This window comes from Micromonospora sp. C81 (assembly GCF_018070425.1).
Lineage (GTDB): Bacteria > Actinomycetota > Actinomycetes > Mycobacteriales > Micromonosporaceae > Micromonospora > Micromonospora zamorensis.
The window spans coordinates 192020-205070 of record NZ_JAGPXS010000005.1; the positions used below are offsets into that span (position 1 = coordinate 192020).

Below are 13051 nucleotides of genomic sequence, written 5' to 3' on the forward strand. Positions count from 1 at the left end.
TCAGGACAGAGGCGAACAAGTTTCGCAACAATGACGGTGCGGGGGTAACCCCGCGTGGAACGGGCGGCCCCGGCGCGGTGCGAACGCCGGGGCCGCCCCCTGGGGAGGGATCTTCCAGGAGTTACCCCTGCCCCAACAGGCGACAGTGCCTGGGAAAACGTTACGGGGCTGTCAGCTCCCGGACAGTCAGCTCACCCTCGGCGTACTGCGAACGGACGACCTTCTTGTCGAACTTGCCCACGCTGGTCTTCGGCACTGCGTCGATGAACGCCCAGCGCTCGGGCAGTTGCCAGCGCGCCACCGAGCCGGCCAGGAAGTCCCGCAGTTCCTCGGCGGTCACCGAGGCGCCCTCCCGGACCACCACGGTGGCCAGCGGTCGTTCGTCCCACCGCTCGTCCGGCACACCCACCACGCATGCCTCCAGCACCGCCGGGTGGCCCATCAGCGCGTTTTCCAGCTCGACCGAGGAAATCCACTCACCGCCGGACTTGATCACATCCTTGGCGCGGTCGGTCAGCGTGATGTAGCCGTCCGGCGAGAGGGTGCCCACGTCGCCGGTGCGTAGCCAGCCGTCGCGGAACTTCTCCTCGTCCGGGGCGTCGTCACCGACGTACCGAGCGGTCACCCACGGCCCACGGACCTCCAGCTCGCCCACGGCCCTGCCGTCGGCGGGCAACGGCTCGGCCGACGGGCCGACGATCCGCGCCTGCACACCCGCCGGCACCCGCCCCTGGGTGTAGCGGTAACGCCACGCCTGCTCCCCGGTCGCACCGGCGGGCGGGCGTGAGACCGACCCCAGCGGGGACATCTCGGTCATCCCCCAGGCGTGGATCACGTCGATTCCGAAGCGCTCGTCGAACGCGTGCATCAGCGCCGGCGGGCAGGCCGATCCACCGACGATCACCTCGGTGAGCGAGGACGTGTCGACGTCGTGGCTGTCCAGGTAGGCGAGCAGATCGGTCCAGATGGTCGGCACCGCCCCGGCCAGGGTGGGCCGCTCGGCCGCGATCATCTCGGCGATCGGCGCGGCCTGGAGGAACCGGTCCGGCATGATCAGCGACGCGCCGGAGAGGAAGGCCGCGTACGGCAGACCCCAGGACATCGCGTGGAACATCGGCACGATGGCCAGCTCCCGGTCGGTCGGCGCGAGACCGAAGCCCTCCGGCATGCAGACCTGCAACGAGTGCAGGTAGATGGACCGGTGCGAGTAGGCCACGCCCTTCGGGTTGCCGGTGGTGCCCGAGGTGTAGCAGAGGGCCGCGGCGTCACGCTCGTCCACCTCGGGCCAGTCGTACGTCTCGGGCCGGTCGGCGAGCAGCGCGTCCCAGTGGTGCACGGTGATCCGGTCGCCGGCCACCGCCACCAGGGGCGCCGGGTCGCCACCGCCGACCACCACCACGTGCCGCACGGTGCTCAGCTCGCCGATCACCCGGGCCAGCAGCGGGATGAGCGTGCTGTCCACCAGCACCACCCGGTCCTCGGCGTGGTTGGCGATGTAGACGACCTGGTCGGGAAAGAGCCGGATGTTGAGCGTGTGCAGCACCGCACCCATGCTCGGCACCGCGAAGTACGCGACCAGATGCTCGTTGTTGTTCCACATGAAGGTGGCGACCCGCTCGTCGCCGGTCACCCCGCACTCGTCGCGCAGCGCGTGTGCCAGCCGGGCGGCGGTGCGACCCACCTCGGCGTACGTCATTCGGCGGGGCTCGGCGCCGGTCCAGGTCACCACCTCGGCCGTGCCGTGTACGCCTGCGCCGTGGTCGAGGATCCGGGAGACCTGAAGGGGGGCGTCCATCATCGTGCTACGCATGGGTAACAAGCTAGTGTCGGCGGTCACACGTTGGGAACCCCCGTATGTTGTCGCAGGTGAGCATCTCCTGGGCCGACTCATACGTAGGGCAGTTACGCGCGATCGCCGGAGACCGGACGCTGATGTTCGTCGGCGCCCGTGCCGTGGTCAGCGACAACGCCGGGCGGATCCTGCTGATCCAGCGCTCGGACAACGGGCAGTGGGCCATGCCGGCCGGTGCGATGGAACTGGGCGAGTCGATCGCCGACTGCGCGGTCCGCGAGGTCCGCGAGGAGACCGGGTTGCGCGCGCTGCGGGTCTGCGCGTTCGCCCTCTACACCGGCCCGGACCGGACGAGCACCAACATGTACGGGCACACGTACCAGGTCTTCACGACGGCGTTCAAGGTGGAGGAGTGGGACGGGCAGCTCGCCCGGGTCACCGACGAGACCACCGACGCCGGCTTCTTCCCCCGGGACCGGTTCCCCGCCCCGCTCTCCGCCTCGGTCACCGAGACGCTGGCAGATCTGGACGTCTTCGAGCAGACCAACCGGCTCATCCTGAAGTAGGGCGGCCCCGGAGCCACCGACTCCGGGGCCGTGGCCTCACTGCGGGTGGCGGAGCCCCGCGAAGAACCCCTCCTGGATCCAGTTCGGGTACGCGATCGGCAGCTTGGTGGCCTCGTCCAGCTCGGTGAGGTCCTGCTCGGTCAGGGTGAGATCCGAGGCGGCGATGTTGTCCACCAACTGCTCCTGCTTACGCGCACCGACGATCACGCTGGTCACGGCCGGTCGGGACAACAGCCAGGCGACCGCCACCCGGGCCGGGCTCACCTCGTGCCGCTCGGCGACACCCTTGAGCACGTCGACCACGGCGAAGGCGTGCTCGGGGTCGAACGGGGTGAAGCTGGCGTAACCGGGCTGGGCGCTGCGCGCGCCGCTGTCGGCGACGGCGCCGTCCCGGCTGATCTTGCCGGAGAGGAAACCACCGGCGAGCGGGCTCCACACTGTCAGCCCGACGCCCGCGTCGAGCGCCATCGGCACCACGTCGCGCTCCACGTCGCGGCCCAGCAGGGAGTAGTACTCCTGCACCGAGACGAACCCGGCCAGCTTCTCGCGGGCGGAGATGCCCAGCGCCTTGGACATCTGCCAGGCGGCGAAGTTGGCGGCGCCGATGTAGCGGACCTTGCCCTGCCGGACCGCGTCGTCCAGCGCCCGCAGCATCTCCTCCATCGGGGTGACCTGGTCGAAGTTGTGGATCTGGTACAGGTCGATGTGATCGGTGCCCAGCCGGCGCAGGCTGTCCTCCAGGTTCTGCATGATGTGCAGCCGGGAGGTGCCGACGTCGTTCGGGCCGGGGCCGGTCCGGGAGTGCACCTTGGTGGCCAGCACCACGTCGCGGCGCCGCTTGCCGAGCGCCTGGCCGAGCAGCTCCTCGCTCTCGCCGTCGCTGTAGCCGTCTGCGGTGTCGATGAAGTTGACCCCGGCGTCCAGCGCGGTGTCCACCATCCGCTGGACGTCGGGCAGCGCCAGCCCGCCGAGGGTGCCCCAGAGGGGGTGTCCGCTGCCACCGAAGGTCATCGCGCCGAGCGAGATCTCCGAGACGTACACCCCGGTGGTGCCCAACAGTCGGTACTTCACGTGTCGCTCCTCGCGGTGCGGGGGTCGGAGGCCACGGTCGGGCGCTCCTTGGTCAGAGTGTCGGACAGTGTGTCCGGCAACGAGCGTACGTCGCCCACCCCGCACCCGCCCACCTAGGATTCCGGCTATGCCTTCGATCACCCGCCGTCGCCCACGCAACCCCGATGGGCGGGCCGCCGTCGAAGCGCGGGTGCTGGCGGCCACCGAGCGACTCCTCCAGGAGGGGATCCGCTTCACCGACCTCGGCGTGCAGCGCATCGCCGCCGAGGCCGGGGTGGCGCGGTCGACCTTCTACACCCACTTCCGAGACAAGAGCGAACTGCTCATGCGTCTCGCCGGCACCATGCGGGAGAGCTCCTTCGGCCGCACCGGCGAGTGGAACCCCGCCGAGCCGGGCGATCCGCTCGCGTCGCTGACCGAGATCTTCGCCGACGTGATCCGGATATACCGGACGTACGCCCCGGTGCTGGCGGCGGTCAGCGAGGTCGCCGCGTACGACGAGGTGGTCCGGGAGTACTGGGCCGCAGGCCTGGAACAGTTCGTGGCGCGCACCGTGCAGGTGCTCCGCGCCGAACAGGAGGCCGGGCGCACCCCCGCGGGCATCGACCCGGTGACCGCGGGCCGGCTGATCGTGATTGGCGGCGACCGCTTCCTCGCCGATCACGTCAGCGCCACCTCGGCCGACCCCGACACCGACGCGTCGGCTGCGAGAGAGTTGGCCGCGACCTGGTGGTACGGCGTCTACCGCCGCCCCGCCTGACCGACCCGGACCGACATGACCTCGCTCAGATCATCGTCTGGGACTTGGCCTCCATGTCGGCGGCGGCCTCTTCCTTGGACTCGCGGGTCAGCGGCTTGCCGCCCGGTGCCGGGGCCTCACCGCCGAGCGGGTCCGCGCCGCCGGTCGCGCCCTGCGGGCCGGCGCCCCGCAGTTGCGTGTTGGGCAGCGTCAGGGTGACCACCACCGCCACGATGGCGATCAGACCGGCGGTCAGGAAGACCATGTCCAGCGCGTCGACGAAGGCGCCCTGGATGGCCGCGCGGACCGGCCCCGGCAGGGCCAGGATGGTCGCCGGGTCGTTGATCGAGATGTTGGTGCCACCACTCGCCGCCACTGCGGCCTGCTCCTGCGGCGGGAGCTGCGCGATGGCACCGGGCAGCCGGTCGGAGAGCCCGCTGGCCAGCCGGGACGACAGCACCGTGCCGAGGATCGCCACCCCGAACGAACCGCCCAGAGACCGGAAGAAGGTCGCCGAGGAGGTGCCGGCCCCCAGGTCGCGTACGGAGACCGCGTTCTGCACCGCCAGGATCAGCGACTGCATACACAGACCCAGCCCGACGCCGATCACCACCATGAACCCAAAGGCCACCCAGAGGGAGGTGGCCACCTCCAGCTGGGTGAACAGGAACATGCCGACCAGCAGGGTCACCGAGCCGGCCACCGGGAACCACTTGTACCGGCCGATCCGGGTCATCGCCCGGCCGGTCAGGATCGAGGTGATGATGATGCCGGCCATCATCGGCAGCATCAGCAGACCGCTGCGGGTCGGCGAGGCGCCCTTGACGATCTGCAGGTACAGCGGGATGAAGATGATCGAACCGAACATCACCAGACCGATGATGAGCAGTGCCGAGTTGGCCAGCGCGAAGGTGGCGCTCCGGAACAGCCGCAGCGGCAGGATCGGCTCGGCGACCCGGGCCTCCTGGAGGACGAAGAGCACCCCCAGCACCGCACCGACGACGAAGAGCCCGATGATCACGCCGGAGCCCCAGGCGTACTCGTTGCCGCCCCAACTCAGCGCGAGCAACAGCGAACTCACCCCGGCGACCAGCAGACCGGCGCCGAGCCAGTCGATCGAGTGGTCCCGGCGTTCGAAGGGGATCAACCGCATCACGTGGTAACAGACCACGATGGCCAGGATCGCCAGCGGCACGTTGATGTAGAAGATCCACCGCCAGTCGGTCTCCGCGAAGTAACCACCGACCAGCGGCCCCGCCACCGACGAGATCCCGAAGACGGCGCCGAACAGACCCTGGTAGCGACCACGCTCCCGGGGTGACACCACGTCCGAGATGATGGTGAACGCGAGGGTCAGCAGACCACCGGCTCCGAGGCCCTGGATGCCCCGCGTGACGATCAGCTGGGTCATGTTCTGGGACAGCCCGGCCAGCAGCGACCCGACCAGGAACGTGCCGATCGAGAAGAGGAAGACCGGTCTGCGCCCGTACAGGTCGGCCATCTTGCCGTACAGCGGTGTGGACGCGGTCGAGGCGAGCAGGTACGCGGTGACCACCCACGAGTAGTGGTTGATCCCGCCCAGCTCGCCGACGATGGTCGGCAGGGCCGTACCCACGATGGTCTGGTCGAGCGCGGCCAACAGCATGCCGGTCATCAGACCGAACATGAGCAGCCGAATCTGCTGACGATTCAGCACCGGCGCGCCGGAGGCTTCGGTGGTCATGTGGCCTTCTATCCCGGACAGCGCGGAACATGCGCCCAACCACAAAAAACCCACCCGACCCGGACCCGATCCGGAGCGTTGATCATGAAGTTAGCGCCACGACACGCCGAGTCGGAGGACGCTAACTTCATGATCAACGGGGACGGGACGGGGTTGGGGGGTGGGGTGGGTGGGGTGGGTTCGTTAGGCGGCGAAGACTTCGGTGATTTTTTGGCAGAAGGCTGGGAGGTCGTCGGGCTTTCGGCTGCTGGTCAGGTTGCCGTCGGTTACGCACTCCTCGTCGACCCAGGTCGCGCCGGCGTTGGTCAGGTCGGTACGCAGGGTGGGCCAGGAGGTGATCCGTCGGCCCCGCACCACGTCCGCCTCGATCAGCGTCCACGGGCCGTGGCAGATCACCCCGACGGGCTTGCCCGCGTCGAAGAACGCCTTCACGAACCGCACCGCGTCCGGGTCGCCACGCAGGAAGTCCGGGTTCGCCACCCCACCGGGCAGCACCAGAGCGTCGTAGCCGGCGGCGTCCGCCTTGTCCGCGGTCACGTCCACGTCGTACGTCTTCGACTGGTCCAGATGGTTGAAGGACTGGATGGAGCCGGGCTTGAGCGAGACCAGCTCGACCGTCGCGCCGGCGTTCTCGACCGCCTCGCGCGGCTGGACGTACTCGACCTCCTCGACGCCGTCGGCGGCCAGGAAGGCGATCCGCTTGCCCTGCAGTTGCGCTGCCATCTCGGTACATCTCCTTTCCGGGGTTACCTCAATTCCCTTCCCGCCTCCGGACGTCCGAAACGGCCCAGCCGGGCGGTAAGGGCACGGTGGTGACATGACCGCAGGTCAGGCGCGGGTCAGGTTTGGCCCGGAGGGCGGTGGGGACCCGGGGAGGCATGGCAGGAGCAGCAGCGGAACAGCGCCGGCTCGCCACCGTCGTGGAGAGCTGGCTCGGGCGCCCAGTCCTGATCGTCGGTGACGCCATGTTGGACGAGTGGCGCTTCGCCGACTCCGACCGGCTCTGCCGAGAGGCACCAGCTCCGGTCCTCACCCTGCGCAGGCGGATCTCCGCCGCAGGTGGCGCCGCGAACACCGCGGTCAACGTCGCCGCCCTGGGTGGCCGGGCGGTGCTGGTGGCACCGGTCGGCGCCGACGTGGCCGGCGACGAACTGCACGACTGCCTGGACCGCGCGGGCGTCTGGGACCGGACGGTCAACCAGCCGGGACGGCCCACCCCAGTGAAGCGGCGGATGCTCGCCGGCAACCAGATCCTGCTGCGCGAGGACTCCGGCGACCCGGACGACGCACTCGACCCGGAGGGCGTGACCCGGCTGCTCACCGCCCTGAGCTGCGCCACCGAGGAGTTGCGCGCCGCCGCCGGTGGGGAGGCGCCGACCCTGGTGGTCTGCGACTACGGCCTGGGTGCGCTGCCCGCGCAGGTCCGCGCGTGGCTGGTCGAGCAACGCGAGCGGTACGCCACTGTCGCGCTGGACGCCCACGACCTCGCCGACTGGCGGGGGCTCGCGCCGACCGTCGTCACCCCCAGCTTCGCCGAGGCGACCCGCCTGCTGGCCCGGGCCGGCGGCACCAGCCGGACGACCACGGGGACCGAACTGCACCTGGAACACCCCGACGGCGACCCGGCCGACGGGCCGTCCGAACTGACCGTCGGTGCCGCACCCGGTGGGGTACGCGCCGACGACAGCACCGCCGACCCGACCCCGGAGCCGTCGCCGTCCGATCGCCCCGGGCCGGTAGGTGAACCCGTCCGGGGTGAGGGTCGGGTGGCCCTCACCGGCGACGGGCTCAGCGTCACCGGCACCGGCGTCACCGTGAACACCCAGGCCGGGGAGGGCGTCGACCGGGCCGTCCTGGCCGAGTCGCGGCTGGCCGAGTTGCGCGCGCACACCGGTGCCGACGTGGTCGCGGTGACCCTGGACACCGAGGGCGCGGTGGTCGGTGGCGCCGACGGGGCGCCGCGACGCAGCCACAGCACGCCGGTCCCGGCGAGCCACGCCGTGGGCGCCGGCGACGCGTACCTGGCGGCGATGACGTTGGCGCTGGCCGCCGACGCGCCGCTGCCCACCGCCGCCCAGCTCGCCCAGTTGGCGGCCACCATCACCGTCTCCGACACCGGCACCTGCGTGTGCCGGCGGGAGGACCTGCTCACCGCGCTCGACCAGCCGACCGAGACCACGGGCCATGCCGCGCTCGTCGACACCGACGAGTTGGACGCGATCGTCGCCGAGTACCGCGAGGCGGGACGGTCGGTGGTGTTCACCAACGGCTGCTTCGACGTGCTGCACCGAGGGCACGTGCGCTACCTGGAGCAGGCACGTGCGCTGGGCGACCTGCTCATCGTGGCGGTCAACTCGGACGGCAGCGTACGCCGGCTGAAGGGCGCCGACCGTCCGGTCAACCCGGTCGAGGACCGGGCTGCCCTGCTCGCCGCGCTCGCCTGCGTGGACCACGTCGTGGTCTTCGAGGAGGACTCGCCCGCCACGCTGATCGAGGCGGTCCGGCCGGACGTGTACGTCAAGGGCGGGGACTACCCACCGGAGCTGGTCCCGGAGGCACCGCTGGTGCGCCGGCTGGGCGGCCAGGTGCGCACCCTGGGGTACGTGCCGGACCGGTCCACCTCCGCAATCATCGAGCGGATCCGGTCACACAGCCAGGACCCGTCGGCGCACCCCGTCGACCGGGAACCCGACCCGTCGCTGAGCACCCGCACCCAGGCGTCGTGAACCGCCCCCTCGTCCTCGGCACGCCGGAGGAGTTCCGCGCCGACCGGCTGCTCGACGTGCTGATTCCGACCCGGAACCGGCCCGCCGAGCTGGCGGTCACCCTGGGCGGGCTCGCCGCCCAGGACGGCGTACCCGGTTTCGGGGTGGTGGTCAGCGACCAGTCCGACGGAGATCCGGCGTACGCGCATCCCGCTGCCGCCACCATGGTCCGGGCGCTGCGTCACCGGGGTCACCCGGTGCTGCTGACCCGTCGGCTGCCCCGACGGGGGTTGGCCGAACACCGGGCGTACCTGCTCGCCGCCTCGGCCGCCCGTTACGTCCTCAGCCTCGACGACGACATCTGGTTGGAACCGGGGGCGGTGCACCGGCTGGTGACGGCGATCGGCGAGCTGGGCTGCGGGTTCGTGGGCAACGGCGTGCACGGGCTCTCGTACACCGACGACGTGCGGCCGGAGTCGCACGGGCACTACGAGGAGTGGATCGGCCCCCCGACGCCGGAGCGGATCCGCCCGGACACCCCGGAGTGGAACCGGGCCCGGATCCACTCGGCAGCCAACCTGCTGCACATCACCCAGCACCTGGCGCTGCCGCCGGGGGCGTGGCGGGCGTACAAGGTCTCCTGGATCGGCGGGTGCGTGCTCTACGACCGGGCCAAGCTCGTCGACGCCGGTGGCTTCGACTTCTGGCGTCGGGTGCAGGAGAAGCACCAGGGTGAGGACGTGGCCGCGCAGCTCTCGGTGCTGGCCCGGTACGGCGGGGCGGGCATCCTGCCCAGCGGCGCGTACCACCTGGAGTCCCCCACCACTGTCACCGACCGGGACGTGGAGGCGTGGGAGGTCGTCCTGGCCGACGAGGACAGCCCGCAGCCGGCCTGAACTACGGGTTGAGCAGCTCCCGGGCGGCTTCCAGCACCTCGATCACCGGGACGTCCGCCACGAAGGAATCCTGGTGCGGGCACTCGCCGTCGCCGGGCCGGTGCGGGTAGATGCCCGGCGTGCAGTCCACGCCGCAGACCGGGCAGTGCACCATCCAGGAGCAGATCGGGCGGTGCCGGCCGCGCAACGGATTCGCCGTGTTGATCAGGTTGCCGACCCAGAAGATGCCCACCGTGGGCGCGCCCACCGCGGCGGCCACGTGCAGCGGGCCGGTGTCGTTGGAGACGACCAACGCGCAGTCGGCGTAGCAACCCAGCAGCCCGCCGAGGCTGAGCGTGCCCACCTGCGGCCGCACCGGCACACCGGCCGCGGCGACGACGCGGTCCACCACCTCCTGCTCGGAGGGTGTGCCGGTGACCAGCACCTCGTACCCGTCGCCGTGCAGCTCACGGGCCACCTCGGCGAAGCGTTCGGCGGGCCAGCGACGGCGGGTGTCGCTGGCCCCCGGGTGCAGCGCCACCCGGGGTCGGCTAACCGGGCCGAGCACCTGGGCCGCCTCGGCCCGGTCGGCGTCGGTCACCGCCAACGTCGGCACGATGGTGGTCGCCGGTGCTCCCACCAGCGCCACCACCTCCAGGTAGCGGATCACCTCGTGCTGGTAGTAGACGTAACGCAGCCACCGGTCCAGCGGCGGCGCGTCGTCGGCGCGCAGGCCGACCGTCACCCGGGCGCCGAGGCGACCAATGATCGGGTTGGAGTTCGCGCCGCCACCGTGGATCTGCACCGCCAGGTCGAAACCCTCACCCGTCGCAGCAGCCAGGAAGTCGTCCATCGACGACTCCGCCTCGCCCGGGTCGGGCGCACGAATGCCGGGTGCCGGCGGCACGACCAGCACGCGGTCCACCGGGCCGGGCCGGTCGCGCCAGAGCTTCGCGTGCCACGGCGCGCCGAGCAGCACGATCTCCGCCGACGGGTACGCGGCACGCAACGCCTCCAGCGCCGGCAACGCGAACACGAAGTCGCCAAGTGCGTTGGCGCGCAGCACGGCGATCCGCCGCACGTCGGGAAGGCGCTCGGCGGTCGGGCCGAGCAGAGCCGGGGTGACCACGCAGGCCGCTACGGCCGGTCGATCTCGGTGTCCGGACGGTGCAACTCCCGGTCCGCCGCGGGATCGGCTGGCATCGGCGTACCAGTGGAAAAGTCGCCGGAGCGCGGCCCGGTGCGACCGACGGTGATGGTGCGCGGCGCGGGCCGGGTCGCCCGGGGCAGGCGGACCCGGAGCAGGCCATGGTCCATGACCGCGTCGATGGCGTCCGGGTCGACCCGCGACGGCAGGTTGATGCGGTATTCGAAGCCCCGGGTCTCGAAACCGCCGGGGATGCCCTGGTCGGCGTTGACCTCCGCCTCGGAGCGGGCGCGCACGCACAATTCGAGGTCGTCCAACTCGACCGCCACCTCCTCCGGTGCCACACCGGGCAGCCGGACGACGACCTCCCAGCCGTCGGCGGTCTCGGCCAACTCGACGTCGGACGCGCCGGCCCGGCCGCCGACCAGGCGACTCAGCTCGGCGCGCAGCGACTGAAGCTCACCCATCGGGTCCCAGCCCTGCTGCCGGCCACCCCGCCAACCCCGGCCGAAGCCCCCGGACTGCTGCTCGCTCATCACACATCTCCGATCCGCTGAGCGGCCGCGGGCGGCCGTAGGGAGCTGGGCGCGTCCAGGCCGGCATCGCGGTCGACGCCCACACCGAGCCGGTCGACCAACTCACCGCCGAGCCAGGCACTGATGCCGAGGATCGCCAACGCGACAATCTCGACGACGAGCAACGCGCCGCCAGCGGCGCGGGAGTCGGCGTTGAGCCGGACCACCCAGATCGCGGCGAAGAGCAGGATCACCGCGAGGTTGGCCCCGGCGTGCAGCAGGCCCACCCGCTTGGCGCGGGTGCCCGTCGGGATGGCCAGCAGGTCGAACGAGCCCGCCACCGCGGCCAGCAGGCCGCCGATCAGGCCGACAGTGATGTTCCAGTACGCGACCTCGCCGAGCAGGTCCGGCCCGCCGACGGTGTCCACCACGTCGAACAGCACCGCCGTGGCCAGCAGTGCCACCGGGAACATGACCAGCATCGGGTGGACTGGGTGACCCAGCACCTTGAGTCGGCTCTCCATCTCCCGGCCTCCACTGGTCGGCGTCCTGCGAACGGTCTCGTTGCGGCGGGCGCGTCGGATGAGGCCCTACCCCCGGCAACCGGGCACAAACCTCGCGCTGGTCACGGCGGCCTAGGCTGACAATGGTGGTGCCCGCCAACGGGTCAACGCCTGAGGGAGGATCAACGTGACGGTGGAGATCACTTCACACCAGGAGTTACGCGAGCTGCTCGGTGTGCCGACCGCGCGGGCCGCCAACAAGGAACGCAACCGCCTGCACGAGCGGGACCGCGAATGGCTCGCCGCCTCGCCGTTCTGCCTGGTGGCCACGGCCGGCGCGGACGGCAGTTGCGACGTCTCCCCCAAGGGCGACCCGGCCGGATTCGCCCTGGTGCTGGACGACACGACAGTCGCATTGCCCGAGCGGCCGGGCAACAAGCGGGCCGACGGCTACCGCAACATCCTCGACAACCCGCACGTCGGGTTGCTCTTCCTCATCCCGGGGCGGACCGACACCCTGCGGATCAACGGGCGCGCACGCCTGGTGAGCGACGCGCCCTGGTTCGACGACATGGTGGTCAAGGGGCACCGGCCGGTGCTCGCCGTGGTGGTGGAGATCGAGCAGATCTTCTACCACTGCGCGAAGGCGTTCCTGCGGTCCGCGCTGTGGAAGCCGGAGACCTGGCAGCCCGACGCGCTGCCGTCCCGAGCACGCCTGATCAAGGAGGTCGAGGCGCCGGTGGAGAGCCTCGAAGACCTGGAACGGCACTACGGCCCGGAGTACGCCACCAAGATCTACGTCTGATCGCTGAGCAGATCAGGCCGACCAACCGGCGGGGTTGCCGAACGACTCCCTGGAGATGCCAGAGCCGGTCTCCGGCCATGAACCGAACCGGTCGTTGTGCAGATGGGCGAAGAAGTAACACAAGCTCTCGCACTCGGCGTCCGGCAGGGCCATGGCGGGATCGGCGCGAACCGCCTCGTAGAACCCCCGGCCGAGCGCGACGATGAAGCCCCGGCAGTAGAGGAAGCCATCGTCTGACCCGTCGGTCACCTCGTGGACGTCCTCCCGATCGATGTCGTGCAGCTTGCGCTCCACCACCCGGTCGAGGTCCGTCAACTCCGGCCCGGTCAGCTCGGCACTCAGGTGACCGAGCCGGTCCAGGAAACGGTCCAGCCAGTCGCCGATCGCGTAGGACGGGCCGTCGTCGCCGTCATCGTCGGCGGGGTCGCGCTCGACGAGGGCCCGCCGCAGCGCCAGGGGCTCGGGGCCCAGCTCGGCCCACGCCGACTCGATGAGGGCCCACAGTCGGGCCTCGTCGGCGGAGGTGGGCATGGTCGGCGGGGCATCGGTGGTCACGGTCACCGCCGGACCGTATCGACCACCACCGACACTTCCGGTCGCCTGGCGACAG

The 13051-nt window shown here is 71.1% G+C and carries 13 protein-coding genes; 5 read left to right on the plus strand and 8 right to left on the minus strand.

Annotation, left to right across the window (positions count from 1 at the left end; translation table 11 throughout):
- Positions 1-160 precede the first annotated feature (160 nt).
- Positions 161-1810 (minus strand): fatty acid--CoA ligase, encoded by a 1650-nt coding sequence (locus KBX46_RS11785; RefSeq protein WP_247667360.1) that lies wholly within the window; start codon positions 1808-1810, stop codon positions 161-163.
- A 56-nt stretch (positions 1811-1866) separates the two neighbouring features.
- Between KBX46_RS11785 and KBX46_RS11790 the strand changes: the two genes are divergently transcribed.
- Complete coding sequence (locus KBX46_RS11790; protein ID WP_099850027.1) at positions 1867-2358, plus strand: NUDIX domain-containing protein; 492 nt, start codon at positions 1867-1869, stop codon at positions 2356-2358.
- A 36-nt stretch (positions 2359-2394) separates the two neighbouring features.
- On the opposite strand, the gene KBX46_RS11795 is transcribed toward KBX46_RS11790, so the two are convergent.
- A complete protein-coding gene (locus KBX46_RS11795; protein WP_210792523.1) occupies positions 2395-3429 on the minus strand; it encodes an aldo/keto reductase in 1035 nt (344 codons plus the stop codon).
- Between the two features lie 127 nt (positions 3430-3556).
- On the opposite strand from KBX46_RS11795, the gene KBX46_RS11800 reads away from it, so the two are divergent.
- Positions 3557-4189 (plus strand): TetR/AcrR family transcriptional regulator, encoded by a 633-nt coding sequence (locus tag KBX46_RS11800; protein ID WP_210792524.1) that lies wholly within the window; start codon positions 3557-3559, stop codon positions 4187-4189.
- 25 nt (positions 4190-4214) lie between these two features.
- Here KBX46_RS11800 and KBX46_RS11805 read toward each other — a convergent pair whose 3' ends face one another.
- Both KBX46_RS11805 and KBX46_RS11810 read right to left on the minus strand, forming a co-directional pair.
- Complete coding sequence (locus KBX46_RS11805; RefSeq protein ID WP_088951202.1) at positions 4215-5891, minus strand: MDR family MFS transporter; 1677 nt, start codon at positions 5889-5891, stop codon at positions 4215-4217.
- A gap of 183 nt (positions 5892-6074) precedes the next feature.
- Complete coding sequence (locus KBX46_RS11810; RefSeq protein ID WP_088951201.1) at positions 6075-6614, minus strand: type 1 glutamine amidotransferase domain-containing protein; 540 nt, start codon at positions 6612-6614, stop codon at positions 6075-6077.
- 155 nt (positions 6615-6769) lie between these two features.
- Between KBX46_RS11810 and rfaE2 the strand changes: the two genes are divergently transcribed.
- Complete coding sequence (gene rfaE2 / locus KBX46_RS11815; RefSeq protein ID WP_210792525.1) at positions 6770-8617, plus strand: D-glycero-beta-D-manno-heptose 1-phosphate adenylyltransferase; 1848 nt, start codon at positions 6770-6772, stop codon at positions 8615-8617.
- Positions 8614-9492: a glycosyltransferase family 2 protein gene (locus tag KBX46_RS11820; RefSeq protein ID WP_210792526.1), complete on the plus strand. Its 879-nt coding sequence runs from the start codon at positions 8614-8616 to the stop codon at positions 9490-9492. Before rfaE2 ends, KBX46_RS11820 begins: the two co-directional genes overlap by 4 nt.
- 1 nt (position 9493) lies before the next feature.
- On the opposite strand, the gene KBX46_RS11825 is transcribed toward KBX46_RS11820, so the two are convergent.
- The 3 genes from KBX46_RS11825 to KBX46_RS11835 are packed head-to-tail and all read right to left on the minus strand — an operon-like array spanning position 9494 to position 11657.
- Complete coding sequence (locus KBX46_RS11825) at positions 9494-10600, minus strand: glycosyltransferase family 9 protein (protein WP_210792527.1); 1107 nt, start codon at positions 10598-10600, stop codon at positions 9494-9496.
- 8 nt (positions 10601-10608) lie between these two features.
- Positions 10609-11154, minus strand: a complete 546-nt coding sequence (locus KBX46_RS11830) for an Hsp20/alpha crystallin family protein (RefSeq protein WP_210792528.1) — start codon at positions 11152-11154, stop codon at positions 10609-10611.
- Positions 11154-11657, minus strand: a complete 504-nt coding sequence (locus KBX46_RS11835) for a DUF2231 domain-containing protein (protein ID WP_088951196.1) — start codon at positions 11655-11657, stop codon at positions 11154-11156. Before KBX46_RS11835 ends, KBX46_RS11830 begins: the two co-directional genes overlap by 1 nt.
- A 166-nt stretch (positions 11658-11823) precedes the next feature.
- On the opposite strand from KBX46_RS11835, the gene KBX46_RS11840 reads away from it, so the two are divergent.
- Positions 11824-12441, plus strand: a complete 618-nt coding sequence (locus tag KBX46_RS11840) for a pyridoxamine 5'-phosphate oxidase family protein (RefSeq protein ID WP_210792529.1) — start codon at positions 11824-11826, stop codon at positions 12439-12441.
- A 12-nt stretch (positions 12442-12453) separates the two neighbouring features.
- On the opposite strand, the gene KBX46_RS11845 is transcribed toward KBX46_RS11840, so the two are convergent.
- A complete protein-coding gene (locus tag KBX46_RS11845; RefSeq protein ID WP_308159469.1) occupies positions 12454-13002 on the minus strand; it encodes a DUF4240 domain-containing protein in 549 nt (182 codons plus the stop codon).
- Between the last annotated feature and the right edge of the window lie 49 nt (positions 13003-13051).